The organism is Mesorhizobium sp. L103C105A0, from assembly GCF_000502215.1.
In the GTDB taxonomy this organism is placed as follows: Bacteria; Pseudomonadota; Alphaproteobacteria; order Rhizobiales; family Rhizobiaceae; genus Mesorhizobium.
The window spans coordinates 436,573-455,849 of sequence record NZ_AYXF01000004.1; the positions used below are offsets into that span (position 1 = coordinate 436,573).

A 19,277-nucleotide genomic window follows, 5' to 3' on the forward strand; every position below is an offset into this window, starting at 1 on the left:
ATTCCAGGCTGTGATCTGTTCATTCTTTCACCACTCTGCCGGGCGCTTGATCTCGAAAAGCCCCTCGACCGGGCGCCGCGACGGATCGGCCTTGCGCCGCCGCAAGGATTTCTGAATTACACGTAGATATTCGCGCACCGCCACATCCCTTTGCTTGGTCAAATTGCCGGGGTGGCGCCGGTAGTATACCGCGACGGTGTCGGGAAAAAAGTGCTTCGGGCTGGTTTCGAAAATGCGCAGCAGATAGTCGGCGTCTTCGCCCTGCCGGAACTCCTCGTCGAAAGCACCGGTACGGTCGATGAGTGCCCTGCGGAATATCCCGGCGCTAAGGCTGACGCCGCGCACGGTGGGACCTGCGCCGCCCGGTGCCGGCTGGAGGGTTTCGTCGTCCATGAGATCGACGCGCGTCATCAGCGAGTAGGTCAGCTCGAGCGCAGGGTCGGCCGCGAACAGGGGTAGGTCAGCCTTGAATCGTCCAGCCGGCGAGACGTCGTCCGAATCCAGGAACGACACCAGTTCGGTTTGCGGCAACAACTGCCTCAGCCCTGTGTTGCGCGCGTTGGCCACGCCCTGGTTTGCCTGCTGGAACAGGCGGATGCACGACGCTTCCCGCATGATGGCGCGGACTGCTTCAACGGAGCTGTCCGTCGAGCCGTCGTCGACAACGATGATATCGAGATCGGCATCGTCGCGTTGCCTGAGCAGGGACCGCAACGTCGAAACGACATAGATCTCCCGATTGTAGACCGGCACGATGATGCTCAACTTCATGCAGCGCCCCGAAGGACGAAATCCGCAATCGTGCCGGCGATCTCGCGCGGCTCGGTCCCCAGCGACAGCCGGTAGCATGGCAGATCGCGGGTAAGCTCGCTGAAAAAGCGAAAGCCCGCTTCCCGCTCGCCCGGCATCTGCACGATTCCTGACGGCGCCAGGGCGATCATGGCATCCTTGCGCGATATGGGCATGACCGAGCTTCTCGCACCTCCCCTGATATGGGGCACTATCAAAGCAATAATGTCCAGACTTGCAGGAGTTGGTCGAGGCGCGATCTCGTCGATGTGAAAGGCATGCTTGCCTTGCCAGTTCAGCGGTTGGTACGACTTTAGCCGACCCTCCAGCTTCAGCCGCCTGAAGCCCTCCGGATCCTGCTTGAGCGTGGCAAACAGCGGATAGGCCGTCACCCCCTCGGTCCGGTCGATCAGCACATAGTCGTCGCCGACGCTATCGAGCCCATCGAGCAGGCCGGCGACGACCGTTCCCGATTTGCCGGCACCGCCGGAGCCCGCCAGCAGGACGCCCTTGCCATCGATGCCCAGCGTGCCGGCATGGGTGAGCCGCATGCCGCGCGCCGCATATTCCCAATGCAGGAAGGCGCGCAGCGGCGCCCCTTGTTCCCATGGCGGAAAGGCGTCGGCCGACATCATCAGCTGCGCCCCGACATGGCGTTGCGGATCATGGAACTGCCAGAAGTCGAGGTCATGATAGTAGCTGCCGCGCAATCCGGCCTCTTCCAGCCGGTTGGCAAAGGCATGATGGTTGTAATCGCCTCGGCCCCAGGTGGCCGGGGCGGGGACGCCATCGATGCCCCGGTGGGCGACGAAAATGCGGCAGCCGTCAGATGCAGACGGATTGCCCGGAGCCGGTATGAAGGCATGGCCGATGGTATCTGCCAGCGTGCCATGGTCGAGATGGACACTCAGGTCCAGCCCCGGCAACCGCACGCTGGCGGTAACGGGATAGAATGCGGCGGCGCTTTCCGCGGCCGCCAGCACATGGCGGGCATAATCCGGCAGGGTTTGCAGCGTGATCAAAGGCATGTGTTGGTTGTTCAGCGTCCAGAATTGCGCCGGGTCGCCTGATGCATGTCGCTCGGGGTGGCCCCGGTTTTGAGACGACGACATGCATAAAATCAAAGATCTAAGCGCGTCGCCTGAGTCCGTTCAAACGCGACGCGCTTTAGGGAAACGATTATGCCTGTTTCACCGCCGGCCAGCCGAGAGGTTCCTCGACCTCATGGATCGGGTCGACAATGATGAGATCGGCAAGGTCGTCATGGACATCGACCTTGAGCGGCTCATTGCTGGCAGCAAGCGCAGCCGACAGCTCGCCCGAAAGCGGTTGTGCCGGTGTTTCGGCTGGCGCAAGCAACCCGAAATCGAGCAGTCGGGCAACGAAGCTTTCGAGGTCGGCCAGGCTTATTTTTGCGGCGCCCGCGGCAGCTCCGACCAGCGCTTCAGTGGCGACGCCGGACGACAAAGCCTGCCAGACCCGGCTGCCGGAATCGGAAAAGCCAAAATACTTACCGTTCGAAAGATCGAGAACGACGGCTTCGCCATCGAATGATTCGAAAACGATGTCCTTGCTTGCGACCGCGTAGACCCGCTGTTGCATCGCTCTGTCCCCCGTTCCATGCGCCCATGAAGGGATGCGCCGGTTTCACGGTCTGCCCAGCCCTTCCTAAGTGCGTCTAAATCACTCGGCCTATGCTTGGCAAGACAAAGACCCGCGAACACAACGCCTGCGTCGGCGACCGTTGCGGCGAAGTCGACCGGCTCAAGCCTCGATTTCGAGCGCCGACAACGGTTTCGAGCAGCAGGCAAGGATGAAACCGTCATCGATCTCGTGGTCGAGGATGCCGCCATTGTGGCTCATCTCGACTTCGCCGGAGACCTTCTTCACCTTGCAGGTGCCGCACAGGCCGAACTCGCAGGCGGCGGGAATCCGCACGCCCGAGCTGCGCGCGGTCTGCAGCACGGTCTGGCCGGCGACGCAGCCGGCATCGACCTCCGAAAGCGAGAAGCGGATCGGCGTCACGGCTTCGACAGGTGCAGCGATGCCGTCCTCGACCGGGGAGGCAAACGGCGCCGGAATTTCCTCCACCACAGGCGCGGCAAAGCTCTCCTGATGGTATTTCGTCATGTCGAAGCCGGCGGCATCCAGCATGCCGCGCACGGCGCGCATGAACGGATCGGGGCCGCAGCAGAAGATTTCGCGCTCGCGGAAATCCGGAGCCAGCAGGGGCAGCCGGATCGCGTCGATGCGCCCCATATGACCGTACCAGCCCTCGCGGCTGGAACGTTCCTCGATCATGAAGCCGAGCGACAGGCCGGGCATATGGCCGCCGAGCAGTTCGAGTTCCTTGCGGAAGATGATCTCTTCGGCACGCCGCGCGCAGTTGACGAAACCGACATCGGTCCATGGCGCGCAGTCGTTCAGCCAGCGCAGCATCGACATCATCGGTGTCACGCCGGAGCCAGCCGAAATGAACAGGTATTTGGCCGCCGGGTGGCTGTGCAACGAGAAGTCGCCCGCCGGTCCGTAGGCCTTGACGTGCGAGCCGGGCACCAGATGGTCGAACATCCAGCGCGTGCCGATGCTGCCGGCCTGCGCCTTGACCGTCACCGCGATCGAAAACGGCCGCGATGGTGACGACGACAGCGTATAGGTGCGCATCAGCGGCCCGTCCGGTGTCGGCAGTTCCAGCGTCAGGAACTGGCCCGGCTTGTAGCGGAACCAGGTCTGATTGTCGGAGCGGAAGGTGAAGGTCTTGACGTCGGGCGCCTCGTCGCTGACGCCGATCACTTCCAGCACCTGCAGCCTGTCGTTCCACGGCGCCATCTGGTCGAGATGGCGATAGAGCCCAAGATCCGTCATCGCATTCATCCTCTGGTCCCTCTTCGCCCGCTCCAGCTCACGCGACGCTGCGCAGCGCCGGCCGGCCGCCTTCGGCAAGGCGCGGGCCGATGAAGGCCGCGTACCATTCGACGAACTGGATCACGCCGCCCTCGTGCAGCTCCGAATAGGGGCCGGGCTCATAGGCCGGCGACAGGATGCCGAAGGCGTTTTCCTCGACGATGCGGCGGTCCTGGTCGTTGGTCTCGGTCCAGACGTGGGTGAGCTCTTCAAGGTTGTAGTCGACCCCCTCGACCGCATCCTTGTGCACCAGCCACTTGGTCGTCACCGCGGTTTGCGTGGCGCTGATCGGCAGCACCCGGAAGGTGACCGCATGGTCGATCAGTATGTGGTTCCAGGTCGTCGGATAGTGGTAGTGCATCAAGGTGCCGATGCGGTCGGCGGCAACAGTGTCGGACAGGTTCTTCGTCACCGCGCGCTTTCCCGACATCGTGTAGCTGACGGCATCGCGCAGCAGCGGCGCGCGGGTGGCGCGGTATTGCCCGGCCGGATCGATGCGGAACTTGCTCGGCAGGCCCGCCGCCTCGCATTTCGCCCAGTGCGCCAGCATCTCCGGATCGCTGTCGGCGCCCTGCACGCCGGTCACCGTCGGCGCTTCGGGGAATGTCTTGCACAGCTCTGGATGATTGCCGGCGCAGTGATAGCATTCGCGGTTGTTTTCCCAGACCAGCTTCCAGTTGCCCTTCTCGATGATGGTGCTCTCGAAGGCGACCTTGGCTTCATTCAGCCGGTGCGGCTTGAGGTAGGGCTCTATCATGGCGCGCATCGGCGCAAAGTCGTCAGGTTCTTTTGCCAGGCAGATGAAGATGTAGCCGCCGACGCTCTCGCAGGCGACGGGCTTCAGGCCGAACTGGCTCTTGTCGAAACCGTCGGCCATCTGGCGGGCAAACAGCAGCCGGCCGTCAAGCTCGTAGGTCCACTGGTGATAGGGGCAGACAAGCTTTGCCGCCATGCCCTTCTCAGTGTTGCAGACACGGCTGCCGCGATGGCGGCAGGAATTGTGAAAGGCGTTGATGTTGCCCTTCTGGTCGCGGACCAGCACCACCGGATAATCGCCGATCTGCACGGTGATATAGCTGCCGGGCTTCGGCAGTTCGCAATCATGGCCGATGAACAGCCAGTCGCGATACCAGATAAGCTCCATGTCGAGCTTGAAATAGTCCGGGTCGGTGTAGAAGGGCTGTTCCAGCGAAAAGCCTTGCTTGCGGCCGTTCAGGAGCCTCAGCATGTCGTTGCGCGTATCCATAGTTCTGTCCTCGTGGTTTAAGGACTGAACTTGGTGGTGATGGAGGAAGGATCGGACGCAGGCCGGCGCGGCTCCGGACATGCACTATCCACCTCTTGACCGCCCACCGCGATCAGTCGAGTCTAGGCATCTCGGGCTGGTTTCCGGGCTCTGGAGTTGTCCTTGCGGACCATCGCGACACCTTCCCAGGCTCTTGCCCAGTGGTCTCCCGTTGCGACTTGAACTCCACCACCGTTGCGGGGGCAGCGCCGGATTCTGACCGGCTTCCCAATTCTCCGCTGCGTCGTCACGAAGCGGCACCTGAGATGCGATCATCTAATCACGGCAGCGATCGCGACGTCGGCATGAAAGCGACATCATATCCATGCGGCGCGACACGCGCGGCATACGCCCCCCGCCGACCACCGAAGGGCTGAGATCCTGTCTTGCGGCGCTATCATCGCCGTTTCGAATCGCTGCGGATCCAGTTCCGATCGGGGGCAAAAAGGGCTCAACGGTATCGAAAAGTTACTATTAGCAATCTCTAATCGAACCGAACGGTTCGTTTCTGTTGACAATGCGTGCAGGACGGTGTGAACGACGGCCCGGAAACCGACACCGGAGCGAACCACTCGGTTCGACATAAGCGACTGAAAACAATGCGATAAATGACCATAGAGGAACTTCCTGGCACAATTTCAAGGTGCAGGACCGTGGTCCACACGGAACAACTTCGTGATTGGCAACCAGCCTATGGCTTTCCCACATAGGGGCTGTCCGAACGACGCGAATTCCTCCCAAGACACGCCGCTAGACGGACAGACAAACTGGAGTACTAAAAATGAAAAAGATCATCCTCACTGCCGCAGCCGTTTTGGCGATCACCGGCAGCGCCTTCGCCGGTAGCGACAATTACGGTTCCAATGGTGCGAACCAGCCAGCCGTCTCGGTCGACAGCTCGTATACGGCTTCCATTCAGAAGCCGGCGCACGCTGACAAGCAGCCTGTCGTTCAGGGCGCCGACCGCGACCTCTACGGCAATCGCTGATCCCGACCAAAGAAGGGCGGCTAACCCGTCGCTCTCGGGATCCCAAAAAATTCAGGAGTATTGAAATGAAAAAGATCATCCTTGCTGCCGCCGCCGTTTTGGCCATCTCCGGCAGCGCTTTCGCCGGCAGCGACAACTACGGTTCGAACGGCGCCAACCAGCCTGCGATTACGTCGACCGATAGTGGCCATACGGCTTCGGTTGAGAAGTCGGCTCCAGCCGAGCAGGCGCCTGCCCACGGTGCCGACCGTAACCTTTTCGGCCGCTAAAAGCCGGTTTCCAGCACGTGGCGGGCTTATCCGCTGCAGCTGGCGGCATCAGAAAAATTCAGGAGACTAAAATGAAGAAGATCGTTCTTGCCACCGCAGCCGTTCTGGCTATTTCGAGCGCTGCCTTTGCCGGCAGCGACAATTATGGCTCCAATGGCGCCAACCAGCCGGCCGCTGCCGTCGACACCACCCGCACTTCGTCGACCGGCACCAACTCGGCGGTCTACAAGCTGCTGAACTCGTCGAACGACCAACAGAAGTTCGTTCCTCAGAGCAGCGACAGGGATCGGTTCGGCAACAACTAACAGCCGAAGCTTAAAAAAAGAGCGGCGGGCCTGGCCCGCCGCTCTTTTTTCATGCCTGTACGACGCAGCTATCTCAAGCCGCCTTCACTTCCACCGGCTTGAGCGAGAAGGAGTGCCCATCGGCGTCGAAGATGTGCAGGTCCCCGGCATCCGCGGTCAGTCGCAGCTTTGCCCCGCGCTTGACCTCGACATTGCCGGGCAGCTTGGTCACCAACGGCAGGTCAGCGCGGCCGATATCGACATAGACAAGCTGCACCTCGCCGAGCTGCTCGACATAGTCCACCACGCCCTCGAAAAGATATTCCGCGCCGGTGGCGGCCGACAGATCCTCCGGCCGCACGCCGAAGCTGACTGCCGCACCCTTTGCTGACGCCGGCGTTGCGATCGGCACCGTTGCCTTGCGGCCGCCGACATGGCTGACGATTGTCGGGTTGCCCGTCCTGTCGATTGTCGCCGGCAGGATGTTCATGGCCGGCGAGCCGATGAACTGGGCAACGAACAGATTGCCGGGCTTCTTGTAGAGGTCCATCGGCGTGCCGACCTGCTCGATATGGCCATCCTTCAGCACGACGATGCGGTCGGCGAGCGTCATCGCTTCGACCTGATCGTGGGTGACGTAGATCATGGTCGTGGCAGGCATCGATTCCTTGAGCTTGGCGATCTCGATGCGGGTCGCGACGCGCAGCGCCGCGTCGAGATTCGACAGCGGCTCGTCGAACAGGAACACTTTCGGATTGCGCACGATGGCGCGACCGATGGCGACACGCTGGCGCTGGCCGCCCGACATCGCCTTGGGCAGGCGGTCGAGATATTTGGTCAGCTGCAGGATTTCGGCGGCCTGCCGCACCCGCTTATCGATCTCGGCCTTGCTTTCCTTGCCGATCTTCATCGAGAAGGCCATGTTGTCGTAGACGGTCATGTGCGGATAGAGCGCATAGGACTGGAACACCATGGCAATGCCGCGCTTGGAAGGCGGCACGTCGTTCACCACCTCGCCGGCGATCTTCAGCTCGCCGGAGGTGATCTCCTCAAGCCCGGCGATGGACCGCAGCAAGGTCGACTTGCCGCAACCCGACGGGCCGACGAAGACGATGAACTCGCCCGACTTTATGTCGAGGTCGATGCCGTGGAGAATGTGCAGATTGCCGTATGATTTCTTCACCTGTCTCAGCGTGACATCGGCCATAATTTCCTCCCAGTGATTTCCCTAGAGAACCTGGATTTCCTCAAAAAATCCAGTTTCGTCAAAAACTCAGTCGATGCGCCCGAACCAGGCGCCGTAGCCGCCGAGGCGGATGGAACCTGTGCCGGATTGTCCCGAAAAACCGTGCCCGGCCAATGGCAGCAGCGCCTGACCACCGAGATCGACCTCGGCCGGCTTGCTGGCCAGATTGAAGACGCAGACGATCTGCTCATTGCCCTCACGGCGAGTGAAGGCGACGGTGTCGCCCTCGCTTTCGATGAACTCGATGTCGCCTTTGGCCAGGGCCGGATGCTGGCGGCGGAAACCGAGAAAGCGCCGGTAGTGCTCGAGCAGCGAGGCCGCGTCGCCCTGCTGAACATTGACCGCTTGCGACAAGTGCTTGCCCGGCACCGGCAGCCAGGGCTTGGCCGTCGAAAAGCCGGCATTGCTGGCGGTTGCATCCCACACCATCGGCGTGCGGCAGCCGTCGCGGCCCTTGAATTCGGGCCAGAAGCGAATGCCGTAGGGGTCCTGCAGATCCTCGAACTGCAACTCGGCTTCGCCCAGCCCAAGCTCCTCTCCCTGATAGAGGCAGACCGAACCGCGCAGCGACATCAGCAGCGCCGAGATAACCTTCAGATAGGCGGCCGGGTCGGCCTCGTCGGCGGCCCAGCGCGAGGCCGGACGCATCACGTCGTGGTTGGAAAAGGCCCAGCACGACCAGCCGTCGCTGGCGACCTTGCCGAAGGCTTCCAGCACCTGGCGCACCTTGGCGGCGCTGATCTTTTCCGGCGCCAGGAAATCGAAGGAATAGCACATGTGGACGCGTTTGCCGCCGGCGGTGTAGGCGGCGACCACTTCCAGCCCACGCTGCGAATCGCCGACTTCGCCGACCGCGGCGGCCGCCGGATATTCGTCGAGCAGCGCCCGGAACCGTTCGAGGAAGGCAAGGTTTTCCGGCCGGCTCTTATCGTAGATATGGTCCTGGTAGTTGTAGGGATTGACCGCAGGTGCTGTCTGGTCGTTGCGCTCTTCGGGCGGCAGCGGCGGATTGTTCTCCAGCCCCTGGCTGTGGAAGTAGAAATTGATGGTGTCGAGGCGGAAGCCGTCGACGCCGCGCTCCAGCCAGAAGCGGGTGACGTCGAGCAGCGCGTCCTGGACTTCCAGATTGTGGAAGTTGAGGTCCGGCTGCTCGGACAGGAAATTATGCAGATAATATTGCTGGCGGCTGGTGTCCCACTGCCAGGCCGAGCCGCCGAAGATCGACAGCCAGTTGTTGGGCGGCGTGCCGTCCGGCCTGGCGTCGGCCCAGACATACCAGTCGGCCTTGGGATTGCTACGGCTGGCGCGGCTCTCCTTGAACCATGGATGGTTGTCGGCGGTGTGCGACAGCACCTCGTCGATCATCACCTTGAGGCCGAGGTGATGGGCTTCCGCAACCAGCGCGTCGAAATCGGCGAGCGTCCCGAACATCGGGTCGACGTCGCAATAGTCCAAGACGTCGTAGCCGAAATCCTTCATCGGCGACTTGAAGAAGGGCGAAATCCAGATGGCGTCGACGCCGAGCGAGGCGATGTAGGGCAGCCTGCGGATGATGCCCTTGAGGTCGCCGATGCCGTCGCCATTGGAGTCCTGATAGGAGCGCGGATAGATCTGGTAGATCACCGCGCCCCGCCACCAGTCGCGATCGACGGCGAGATCGGGCTTCGAGGTCGCCTTCAAAGCGGCTTGCATAAGTCTCAACCTCCTTTGACCGAGCCGGCCAGCAGCCCGCGGACGAAATAGCGCTGCAGCGAGAAGAACACGATCAGCGGCACGATAATGGTGACGAAGGCCGATGTCGTCAGGATTTCCCAGTCGCCGCCGCGCGAGCCGAGCAGCGCGTTGAGCTTCGCGGTCAGCACGATCTGGTCCCCTTCGGTACCGAGGAAAACCATTGCCACCAACAAATCGTTCCACACCCACAGGAACTGGAAGATTGCAAAGGACGCCAGCACCGGGAAGGACAGCGGCAGCACGATCTTGACGAAGATTTCGAAATCGCTGGCGCCATCTATGCGCGCCGATTCCATGATCTCGCGCGGCAGGCCGGCAATATAGCTGCGCAGGAGATAGATGGCGAAGGGCAGGCCGAAGCCGGTATGCGCCAGCCAGATGCCGAGATAGGTTTTCGACGGCACACCGAAGAAGATGCCGACGCCGTTGTAGATCTTCAAAAGCGGGATCAAGGACATCTGCAGCGGCACGACCAGCAGGCCGATGATTGTGGCGATCAGCAAGGCGCGGCCGGGAAAACGCATCCACGCCAATGCATAGGCGGCGAAGGCGGCGATCAGGATCGGGATGACCGTCGCCGGGATGGTGACGGTCAGCGAGTTTATGAACGAGCGGCCGATGCCCTCCGAAAACAGCACGGTCTTGTAATTGTCGGTGGTGAATTTCGGCGGCGCCGACGAGGCGTAATAGACGCGCTGGCCACGGTCGCCTTCGAAAGCCTTGGGCGAACTCATGACGAACGTTCCGTCGGCATTGAGCTGCAAGGTCACGCCGTCGCCGAGATCGGCAGTGGTGCCGGCCGGATATTGCGTCGGTGCCGCCGACTTGACGCCGAAGGCGCTGATGTTGCGCGCAGCACCGTCGCCGAAGATATTGCCGGCAAGCAGGAACTTGCCGTCCTTCTCGACCTGCGCCGAGGCCGGCGGCAGGCGGCCGGCTTCAGTCTGGCTGGAGCTGGAGAACGAGTTCCACCAGCCCGAGGCGATGATCTGGTCCTTGTCGCGCAGCGACGAGACCAGGATGCCGAGCGTCGGCACGGTCCAGACGGCGACGAAGACAAGCACGGCGATGTGGACGCCGAAGCGGCTGGCAAAGGACTTTCCGGTCGCGACGGCCATCTCAATGTCCTCCCGTCTCTTTGTTCGCCTGGCGGATGTTCCAGACCATGATCGGGATGACCGCGATCATGATGATGATGGCGATGGTGGCGCCGCGGCCGAAATCGCCGCCGCCGCGGAACATCCAGTCGAACATCAGATTGGCCAGCACTTGGCTGTTCCATTGGCCGTTGGTCATGGTCAGCACGATGTCGAACACTTTCAGCACCAGGATGGTGATCGTCGTCCAGACCACGGCGATGGTGCCCCAGATCTGCGGCACCATGATCTTCCAGAAGATCTGGAACGGATTGGCGCCGTCGATGACCGCGGCTTCAAGCGTCTCTTCGGGGATGCCGCGCAACGCCGAAGACAGGATGACCATGGCAAAGCCGGTCTGGATCCAGATCAGGATGATCATCAGGAAGAAATTGTTCCAGAACGGCAGCGATATCCAGACCTGCGGCTGGCCGCCGAAATACTGGATGATGGCGTTGAGCAGGCCGATCTGCGTCTGGCCCTCGCCGCGATATTCGTAGATGAATTTCCAGATCACGCTGGCGCCGACGAAGGAGATCGCCAGCGGCAGGAAGATCAGGCTCTTGGCGATTGTGCCCCACCAGATCTTGTCCGTGAGCACGGCGATTATCAACCCTAGAAAGGTGCAGGCGGCGGGCACCACCGCCAGCCAGATGATGTTGTTCAGGATCGAGTTGCGGAACTCGCGGTCGCCGAACGCCCATTCATAGTTGGCGAAGCCGACAAAATGCTGGCCGCCGCGGTCGAGGAAGGACAGCCAGAGCGTCGCCACCACCGGATAGATCAGGTAGACGGTGAGGATGATCATCGCCGGGCCGACGAACAGCCACGGACGGACCAGTCCTTGCCGGCGCAGATTGTCGATGGCCGCAGCCCCGGCCACGCCGCGCGACGGGAATATCAGGTCGACCAGCTTGTTGGCGCCCCAGAAATAGGCGACGCAGCCGCCGACGCCGATGATGATGACAAAAATGGCCGATAAGATCTGAGCAGCCATGGGTCCCTCTTCCCTGCGCATGATCGGCCGGGCCTTGAACAGCCCTGGCGATGTGGCTCTGCGCCGATTTAAGTTATTCTGAAACGAACGAACGCAAATCGGTCCGGCGTAAGGCGCCGGTCGGATCCGGGCCATAGCGGCCCGGACCCAGTCTGTGGAGGAAGTCCTGAATTTGCCGCCAAAGCGGCTGATTACTTGGCAGTGGTTACTTGCCAGCTGACTGCTTGCCAGCTGACTACTTGATAGCGTCCCAGCTCTTCTGGATGTCGGTGGCGACATCCTGCGCCGACTTGCCGCCGACCAGATCGATCATGCCGGTCCAGAAGGCGCCGGCGCCGATCTTGCCCGGCATCAGGTCCGAACCGTCGAAGCGGAAGGTCGAGGCATTGGCGAGGATATCGCCCTGCTTCTTCAGCGCGTCGCTGGCATAGGCATCCTTGTTGACCGACTTGAGCGGCGTGACGAAGCCGCCCTGGGCCATCCAGATTTCATGTGCCAGCGGCATTTTCAGGAATTCGATGAACGCGCGTGCACCCTTCGAATCCTTGGTGATCATGGCCAGCGTGCCGGCGCCGAGCACAGGCGTGCCCAGCTCGGGCTTGGATGCATAGGGCGGGAAGTAGAAGAAGTCGGCGTCCTGTCCAACCTTTGTGCCTTCCGGGAAGAAGGTCGGGATGAACGATGCCTGATGGTGCAGGTAGCATTTCGGCGGCACCGAGAAGAGGCCCTTCGGGCTGTCGCGGAAGTCGGTCGCGGCAACCGCCTTGGCCCCACCGTCGACCATCTTGTCGTCGGTCGCGATCTTGCCGAAAATGTCGATGGCGTTGACCACCGCCGGATCGTTGAACGGGATCTCGTTCTTTACCCACTTGTCATACACGTCGGGCGTCTGGGTGCGCAGCATGATGTCTTCGACCCAGTCGGTCGCCGGCCAGCCGGTAGCGCCGCCTGAGCCGAGGCCGATGCACCACGGCGTGCCGCCGTCGGCGATGATCTTCTTCTCGAGGTCGGCGAGCTCTTCCTGGGTCTTGGGAACCTTGTAGCCGGCTTCCTCGAAATTGTCGGGCGAATACCAGACCAGCGATTTCACGTCGGCCTTGTAGGGGAAGGCGAAGAAGCCCGGCTTGCCGTCCTTGTCCTTGAAGGTGCCGAGATCGACCCATGACTGGCCGGCGCCGTAATTGTCCTTGATCCATTTGGCGGTGTCGTCGCCCAGCGGCGTCAAAAGGCCCTTGGACGCCAGATCCTGGATCAGGCCCGGCTGCGGCAGTACGGCGATATTGGGCGGGCTGCCGGCCTGGGTATCGATGACGATCTGCTGTTCGTAATTTTCCGACGAGGAGTATTTGATCTCGGCGCCGGTGGCTTCCTGAAAATATTCGAGAACAGTGCGGATGAGGCCTTCGTCCTCGCCGCGCCAGGGCCCGAAGATGGTCAGCGTCTCGCCCTTGAGATCGACCTTCTTCAGCTCTTCGTAATTGGCCCAGTTGAAGCGCTTATCTTCCCCGGGCTTGAACTTCAGTTCGGCTTGCGCCGGCAGGGACAAGGCGAGCGTGGCAAACGCTGCGCCAAGCAGAAGCATCTTCTTCATCGGTATTCCTCCCAGTGTGGACACATACACCCGGACGGAACCTCCATTCCGCCCGCCGACGCTGCAGGACTGTGACTCGTTCAGAAAGGAACCGCAACCTTTCGAAGAGTCTTCCAAAGCGCTTTGGTCTTTTTGATCTCGCCATTGAATCGGCTGCAAGTCAAGAGGGCGGTGAGCTAATCGATTTAATTTCGAGCTGGAAGACTTGGTAAAGTGCACTGCAGCATAGTTTTACGGCGGTGCAGCAGCGTATTAAGCTTCAAACTGGCCGGACCAGTGCGTATGGTCGACCAGCTTGGCCGCGCCCGTTGTGGCGCCGCGTGGCTTCAAAATTAAAAGCGCTTTGAGGCTTGGAGGCCTCCCAGTGAACCTGAAGCAGCTCTCTCATATGCTGGCCCTGTCGCAGACAACGGTAAGCCGTGCGCTCAACGGCTATCCCGAGGTCAACGAGGAAACCCGCCGGCGTGTGGTGGATGCCGCCAAGCGCCACGGCTACCGGCCCAACCCGAGCGCGCGCCGGCTGGCGACCGGCAAGACGGGCATGATCGGTTATGTCCTGCCGACGGGCGCCTCCGTCGACATCGACCCGCATTTCGTCGAATTCCTCTCCGGCCTCGGCGACTATGCCCGCTCGCACGAGCTCGACCTGGTGCTGTCGCCGGCCGATGCCGACGACCAGGAAACCACCTATCGCCGCATCGTCGCCAACCGACAGGTCGACGCCGTCTACATCTCCTCGCCGCGCCCGGCCGACCGGCGGGTGGCGCTGGTCAACACGCTTGGCATTCCCTTCATCGTCCATGGCCGCAGCGAGGGTTCCGATTTCGACTACCCCTTCACCGACATTGACAATGAGGGCGGCTTCCACGATGCGGCCCGGCTGCTGGTTCAGCTCGGCCACCGGCGGCTGGCGCTGATCAATGGCGACGACCGCGAGACCTTCGCCATCCACCGCGAGCGCGGCATGCGCAGGGCGCTGGCCGCGAGCGGCCTGACGCTCGGCGAGCGCCATGTCTGCTCGGTGACGATGACCGAGGAGAACGGCTATCGCGCCGCCAGGCGCCTGCTCGAACAAAGCGAACCGCCGACGGCGATCGCCTGCTCCAGCCTGATCATGTCGCTCGGCGTCGTGCGCGCCGTGCGCGACCTTGGCCTGACCATTCCCGGCGACCTGTCGCTGATTGCCCATGACGACGTTTTCCCATGGCTGAAGCCGGAGAATTTTTCCGTGCCGCTGTCGACGACGCGCTCGTCGATCCGCCTGGCCGGCGCCCGCATCGCCGAACGCTTGGCAGCGCGCATTTCCGGCTTGGAAGAAGGGGCGCGAGGCGAGGTCTGGCCAGTCGACCTTGTGGTCAGGGGTTCGGTCGCAGGCGCCCCGGTCTAGGGATTAATCCATCGCTCCGCTGGGCAAGTTCACCCTTGTGGATGTTGCCCGCAGATAGATTGACTTTGTTGGGACAACGGTCTGCCTGGACCTGTCCTTGATTTGGCTTCTAGTGGGTGGCAACCAGTAAGCCAGAGCCATCAACCAGTCCTCAGGGTGCGCCACTTGCCCACATTCCCGTTCTCCGAAACGGATCCAATCCGGCATCCTGGCCCGCCGCCGAAAGCGTCGGAGGTGGTCATTGTCGGTGGCGGCATCATCGGCGTAACGACAGCGCTTTTCCTGGCACAGCGGAACATCCCGGTGACGCTGCTGGAAAAGGGACGCATTGCGGCCGAACAGTCGTCCCGAAACTGGGGCTGGATCCGAAAGCAGGGACGAGACGCGGATGAACTGCCCATCGTCATCGAGGCTATTCGCCTGTGGCGGCAACTGGCTGAGGAATGCGGCGAGGACATCGGCCTGACCCAGACAGGTGTGACCTACCTGGCGAAGACCGACAAGGACATGGCCGGCTTCGAAGCCTTCATGAAGATCGCCGCGATCCATGCGCTCGACACCCGTCTCCTGGATGCAGACGAAACCGCGACACTCATCAAAGGCATGTCGCGCAAATTCAAGGGCGCGATGACGACGCCCTCCGACATGCGCGCGGAGCCTTGGCTGGCGGTGCCCGCACTTGCCCGGCTCGCCGTGCGAAAAGGCGTCAAAATCGTCGAGAATTGCGCAGCGCGAACCCTCGAAATCTCAGGCGGCAAGGTCAAGGGCGTGTGGACCGAGACGGGGTATATCGAGGCCTCCAGCGTGCTGGTCGCGGGAGGTGCCTGGTCATCCTTGTTCCTGAGAAGACACGGCGTCTCCATCCCCCAGCTCAGCGTCAGGGTAACCGCAGCCGCAACGGACCCCTTGGCTGAAATCTATGCAGGTGCGGCGACTGACGAACACATCGCTTTCAGGCGCCGGCAGGATGGCGGGTATACGCTCGCCGCGGGCGGCAGCCATCTGCATTACCTGGGACCTGACGCCTTCCGGCACGCCACCAAATATCTTCCTGCGCTGAGGGACAATCCGCTGGGGACACGCTACTTTCCGTTCGCGCCGTCAGGTTACCCCGATGCCTGGTCGACGCCGCGCGATTGGGCGCCGGATTCGCACAGCCCTTTCGAGAGAATGCGGGTGCTCGACCCGGCCCCTGAACCGGCCCGTCTGCGTTCGATAAAACGCAAGTTCAAGCACCTCTTTCCGCAGTTCGAGAGGGTTCGCCTGAAGGCAGGCTGGGGCGGCATGATCGACGCCATGCCGGACGTCGTCCCCATCGTGGATCATGTGGCGGCCGTCGGTGGTCTTTTCGTCGCGACGGGAATGAGCGGTCACGGCTTCGGTATCGGGCCTGGCATAGGCCGTGTCGTTGCCGACCTGATCCAGGGAAACCAGACCGGGCACGACCTCAGCCGCTTCCGGCTGTCGCGCTTCCATGATGGCAGCCCTGTCCGGCTGGGCCCGGCGCTCTGAATTGGTGGCGCGAATTTCGCCCGGTTTACTTGTTCGCCGCCGCCTTCGTATCCAGCAGCCCATAACCGAAATCATTGTCCCGCCCCTTCGGGCCAAGGTCCCTGGCGGTGGCGGCCAGCGCCTTTTCGATGTCGTCGGCGGAGCGCTCGGGTGAAGCGTGGATCAAATTGGCGATAGCGCCGGACACGATCGCGGCGGCAAACGAGGTGCCGGTGACGACGTCGGAGCCGGCGCCGCTCGGCGCCACCATCTCGACGCCGGGCGCCGAGATGAAGACATAGGCGCCGCGATTGGCCTGCTGCATCAGCCCGTCCTTGGCGTCGGTGGCGGTGACCGCGATCACGCCCTCATAGGCGGCGGGGTAACCATAGGGCGCTTTCGGCCCGTTGTTGCCGGCCGCCGCGACCAGGATGATGCCGAGCCCACGGGCGTTGCGGCAGGCGGTGGCGAGCAGGTCGTTCTTGGGGCCGACGAAACTCATATTGATGATGCTGACATTCTGGTCCGCCGCCCAGTCGAGCGCCGACAGGATGACATCCATGGTCGACTTGCCGTCCTCGAAGGCGCGGGCGTGATAGATCCTGGCGCCGGGCGCCATGCCTTCGAGCGGGCCGACGCCGGCGATCAGCCCGTCGACCGAGGTACCGTGGTCACGCTTTTCGACCGGCACGTTGGGCATGGCGTCGAACTGATCAGCAATGACGCCGGAAAGCGCCGGATTGGTGTCGTCTATGCCGGTGTCGATGACGGCGATGCGCACGTTTTCGCCACTGGCTTGCTTGTTGTCGAGCTGAATGCGCTCGAAGGCATAGTTGACGATGCCGGCCGCCTGCTGCAGCGAATAGATATGGTTTGGCTCGCGCCGCAGGGTGCGGCCATCGGCGGCCAGCTGCGCCAGCACGGCGCCGACTGTGCGGCCGTCGGGAATGCCGAAGCGCACCAGTGTGGTGCCGAGCAGCCGCGACTGGCGCTGCGAACGCACTTCAAGGCCGAAGGAGGCGGCGATCTGCTGGACGGCGCCGGCATCGCCGTCGACGGTCACCAGCACCTCGTCGGGCACGAACTCGCCGGCGATGGCACGGCGCGGCGCGGTCGCGACAAGATCGGTCGGCGAAACGATCGCCCCGCCGGCGGGTGGCCCGGCCTGCGTGTCGGCAGGCGGCGCTGACGGCCGTGGCGTCGGCACGGGCGCTACGGGAGCCGGTGGGTTGGGAAACAGGTCGACGATCAGGGCCGGAAGGGTAACTGCGCCTGGTTCGCCGCCGACGTTGGCCTCATTGCCGTCTTTCGGGCAGTCGGCAGCCGCCGCTCCGGCCGCGTCGGTGCAGTCGGCCCGGCCGGCATTGGGATCATTGGTCTGCGCCGACGCCGGCACGGCGACGATTGTCGTCGCCGCCACCAGGATCGCCGCAAATCGAATGACCGCCCTAGCTGCCATCAACCGGTTTCCTTCCCTCGATCACAGTCTCCGCGAACGGCTGGGCGGCAATAAGACCGACGAGCTTGGTGTAGTCTGCTCCGGTCTTGACCGGGATAGCAATGCGGAAGACGCCCGAGGCGGTCGGCCCGCCGGCGATCTTCAGCGCGTTCTGGTCGAGGAAGGCGGCGATGTCGGACATCTTCGCATCCGGCTTGAACTTGACCAGCGCGAACGGCAGTTTCGTCAGCTCATCCTCGGCGCCGGCAACCTCGAAATCATGGCTCTTGCCGCCGGTCTGCACGTAGGACTGCACCACGACCAACGCCAGCAGCACCGCCGCTGCCGCCCAGCCGACCGTGGCCGGCATCGCCGTGAACCGGCCGAGTGCCTGCGCCAGCCAGGAACGGCCCGCGGGAGCGCGGACCGGTCCGGCTTCGGCGTCGAGCGCCCTGGCAAAGCGGCTGAGCGCATCGGCCGGTGGCCGGATCGCCTCGTTGGCGGCGGTGGCGCCGGAGAATTCCGCCTCAGCCTCGCCAAGCGCCGCCATCGCCGCCGGATCGCTCGCCAGCCATTCCTCGACGGCTTCGAGGTCCGAGCCTTCCAGCGAGCCGTTCAGGTAGAACGGCAGCAGCGTTTCCATTTCGTCACGGCGTGACATTTTTCCAGCGGCGCTCATATCTTCAGGATTGCTCATGGCCACCCCCTGTCGTAACCGGCGGCCTTGAGGGCTTCGCCGAGTTTCTTGCGGGCGTAGAACATTCGGGTCTTGACGGTGGCGACCGGGATGCCGAGCACCTCGCCGATCTCCGTCACCGACTGTCCATGGTAATAGGCAAGGTCGACCACCGAGCGGTGTTCCTCCGGCAAGGCATCGACGAAGCGCCGCAAGGCGGCGCCCTTGTCTTCCTTCATGGTGGCGACTTCCGGCGTGTCGGCGCCATCGGGAACCTGCGCCGCATCGTCGTCATCGATCCAGTCTTCTTTTTTCTTGCGCAGCATCGACAGCGCCTTGAAGCGGGCGATGCCGAGCAGCCATGTCGAGACTTCCGAGCGCCCTTCGAAACCGGGCGCCTGGCGCCACAGCTCAAGAAAGACCTCGTTTGCGATATCGTCGGCCATCATTTCCGATCCCGTCTGGCGCACCACGAAGCGGTAGACCCGCGCGTGGTGACGCATGAACAGCAGCCGAACAGCGGCACGGTCGCCCTTCGCGACCCGGTCGACAAGCGCGCGATCAGTCTCGGTCGCTGCCGTCATGGCCGGTCGAGCCGCCTGGCTCCTGTCTGCTCTGTCGCCGATCGGTTCAAAAAGGTTCATCCTTCCGCCAAGGAATTTTGGCGAAGCTAACCGAAGAAGGTGAGTGTTGCCAGAGTGTCTCCCTTCTCCCCGTCACTATACGGGGAGAAGGTGGCGGCAGCCGGATGAGGGGCGGCACCGGCGTTGGGGTATTTATGTTTGATGTTGCGCTGCCCCTCACCCTTGTCCAGCCGATAGATGGGTAACACTTTGAACCGGATACATAGGTGACACTTCTCTCCCCCTATGCGTCCGCCGCAGCGCCAAGCNCTCGGCCGGATAGACGGGCTCGGGTGGTGTCCTGGGCATGGCGCGCTGTGAGGACCGGTAGTGCTGGGCGGGCGTGTCCATGCCCAGTGCCTCATGGGGACGTTCCTCATTGTAGCTGTGGCGGAAGGTCTCGAAGGCCTGGCCCTGTGCCGTTCGGTCGGCTTCCGGT

At 62.7% G+C, this 19,277-nt stretch carries 18 protein-coding genes, 1 pseudogene and 1 riboswitch; of the genes and pseudogenes, 5 read left to right on the plus strand and 14 right to left on the minus strand.

Going from position 1 to position 19,277, the window contains the following annotated elements; translation table 11 throughout:
* Nucleotides 1-27: 27 nt before the first annotated feature.
* The 5 genes from X727_RS149155 to X727_RS149135 all read right to left on the minus strand — a co-directional run bounded on the left by X727_RS149155 (nt 28) and on the right by X727_RS149135 (nt 4,939).
* Nucleotides 28-771 (minus strand): glycosyltransferase family A protein, encoded by a 744-nt coding sequence (locus X727_RS149155; protein WP_023834413.1) that lies wholly within the window; start codon nt 769-771, stop codon nt 28-30.
* Entirely contained in the window at nt 768-1,817 is a 1,050-nt protein-coding gene (locus X727_RS149150) for a hypothetical protein (RefSeq protein ID WP_023834414.1), read from the minus strand. The genes X727_RS149155 and X727_RS149150 overlap by 4 nt, the downstream gene beginning before the upstream one ends.
* Before the next feature lie 151 nt (nt 1,818-1,968).
* Complete coding sequence (locus X727_RS149145) at nt 1,969-2,391, minus strand: PqqD family protein (protein WP_023668882.1); 423 nt, start codon at nt 2,389-2,391, stop codon at nt 1,969-1,971.
* A 162-nt stretch (nt 2,392-2,553) separates the two neighbouring features.
* The gene (locus X727_RS149140; RefSeq protein ID WP_023696904.1) at nt 2,554-3,654 is read right to left on the minus strand and encodes a hybrid-cluster NAD(P)-dependent oxidoreductase; all 1,101 of its coding nucleotides are present in this window, start codon (nt 3,652-3,654) and stop codon (nt 2,554-2,556) included.
* A 37-nt stretch (nt 3,655-3,691) separates the two neighbouring features.
* The gene (locus X727_RS149135; protein ID WP_023834415.1) at nt 3,692-4,939 is read right to left on the minus strand and encodes an aromatic ring-hydroxylating dioxygenase subunit alpha; all 1,248 of its coding nucleotides are present in this window, start codon (nt 4,937-4,939) and stop codon (nt 3,692-3,694) included.
* Nucleotides 4,940-5,055: 116 nt separating this feature from the next.
* Nucleotides 5,056-5,258: riboswitch (cobalamin riboswitch) on the minus strand.
* A gap of 501 nt (nt 5,259-5,759) precedes the next feature.
* On the opposite strand from X727_RS149135, the gene X727_RS149130 reads away from it, so the two are divergent.
* The 3 genes from X727_RS149130 to X727_RS149120 all read left to right on the plus strand — a co-directional run bounded on the left by X727_RS149130 (nt 5,760) and on the right by X727_RS149120 (nt 6,540).
* Nucleotides 5,760-5,966: a DUF680 domain-containing protein gene (locus tag X727_RS149130; RefSeq protein ID WP_023668885.1), complete on the plus strand. Its 207-nt coding sequence runs from the start codon at nt 5,760-5,762 to the stop codon at nt 5,964-5,966.
* A 65-nt stretch (nt 5,967-6,031) separates the two neighbouring features.
* The gene (locus tag X727_RS149125; protein ID WP_023668886.1) at nt 6,032-6,235 is read left to right on the plus strand and encodes a DUF680 domain-containing protein; all 204 of its coding nucleotides are present in this window, start codon (nt 6,032-6,034) and stop codon (nt 6,233-6,235) included.
* A 71-nt stretch (nt 6,236-6,306) separates the two neighbouring features.
* Nucleotides 6,307-6,540, plus strand: coding sequence for a DUF680 domain-containing protein (locus tag X727_RS149120; protein ID WP_023668887.1), 234 nt, complete (start codon nt 6,307-6,309; stop codon nt 6,538-6,540).
* A 73-nt stretch (nt 6,541-6,613) separates the two neighbouring features.
* Here the strand turns inward: X727_RS149120 and ugpC are convergent, their stop codons facing one another.
* The 5 genes from ugpC to X727_RS149095 form a co-directional block, all read right to left on the minus strand.
* The gene (gene ugpC, locus X727_RS149115) at nt 6,614-7,726 is read right to left on the minus strand and encodes a sn-glycerol-3-phosphate ABC transporter ATP-binding protein UgpC (protein ID WP_023668888.1); all 1,113 of its coding nucleotides are present in this window, start codon (nt 7,724-7,726) and stop codon (nt 6,614-6,616) included.
* 66 nt (nt 7,727-7,792) lie between these two features.
* The gene (locus X727_RS149110; protein WP_031204303.1) at nt 7,793-9,457 is read right to left on the minus strand and encodes an alpha-glucosidase family protein; all 1,665 of its coding nucleotides are present in this window, start codon (nt 9,455-9,457) and stop codon (nt 7,793-7,795) included.
* Between the two features lie 5 nt (nt 9,458-9,462).
* On the minus strand, nt 9,463-10,617 hold the full coding sequence (locus tag X727_RS149105; protein ID WP_023834417.1) for a carbohydrate ABC transporter permease: 1,155 nt from the start codon (nt 10,615-10,617) through the stop codon (nt 9,463-9,465).
* Between the two features lies 1 nt (nt 10,618).
* Nucleotides 10,619-11,632 carry a sugar ABC transporter permease gene (locus tag X727_RS149100; protein WP_023668891.1) on the minus strand — a complete coding sequence of 338 codons (1,014 nt, stop codon included), beginning with the start codon at nt 11,630-11,632 and terminating at the stop codon, nt 10,619-10,621.
* A gap of 235 nt (nt 11,633-11,867) precedes the next feature.
* A complete protein-coding gene (locus X727_RS149095) occupies nt 11,868-13,223 on the minus strand; it encodes an ABC transporter substrate-binding protein (RefSeq protein WP_023690253.1) in 1,356 nt (451 codons plus the stop codon).
* A gap of 364 nt (nt 13,224-13,587) precedes the next feature.
* Between X727_RS149095 and X727_RS149090 the strand changes: the two genes are divergently transcribed.
* Complete coding sequence (locus X727_RS149090; RefSeq protein WP_023745155.1) at nt 13,588-14,610, plus strand: substrate-binding domain-containing protein; 1,023 nt, start codon at nt 13,588-13,590, stop codon at nt 14,608-14,610.
* 165 nt (nt 14,611-14,775) lie between these two features.
* Nucleotides 14,776-16,122, plus strand: coding sequence for an FAD-binding oxidoreductase (locus X727_RS149085; protein ID WP_023745154.1), 1,347 nt, complete (start codon nt 14,776-14,778; stop codon nt 16,120-16,122).
* A gap of 25 nt (nt 16,123-16,147) precedes the next feature.
* On the opposite strand, the gene X727_RS149080 is transcribed toward X727_RS149085, so the two are convergent.
* The 4 genes and pseudogenes from X727_RS149080 to X727_RS1000000167970 all read right to left on the minus strand — a co-directional run.
* The gene (locus tag X727_RS149080) at nt 16,148-17,560 is read right to left on the minus strand and encodes a S8 family serine peptidase (protein ID WP_023745153.1); all 1,413 of its coding nucleotides are present in this window, start codon (nt 17,558-17,560) and stop codon (nt 16,148-16,150) included.
* Nucleotides 17,550-18,218 carry a hypothetical protein gene (locus X727_RS149075; RefSeq protein WP_023745152.1) on the minus strand — a complete coding sequence of 223 codons (669 nt, stop codon included), beginning with the start codon at nt 18,216-18,218 and terminating at the stop codon, nt 17,550-17,552. The genes X727_RS149080 and X727_RS149075 overlap by 11 nt, the downstream gene beginning before the upstream one ends.
* Nucleotides 18,219-18,232: 14 nt before the next feature.
* Nucleotides 18,233-18,799 carry a sigma-70 family RNA polymerase sigma factor gene (locus X727_RS149070; protein ID WP_023725917.1) on the minus strand — a complete coding sequence of 189 codons (567 nt, stop codon included), beginning with the start codon at nt 18,797-18,799 and terminating at the stop codon, nt 18,233-18,235.
* Nucleotides 18,800-19,150: 351 nt separating this feature from the next.
* A pseudogene (locus tag X727_RS1000000167970) lies at nt 19,151-19,277 on the minus strand (integrase core domain-containing protein); the annotation flags it as partial.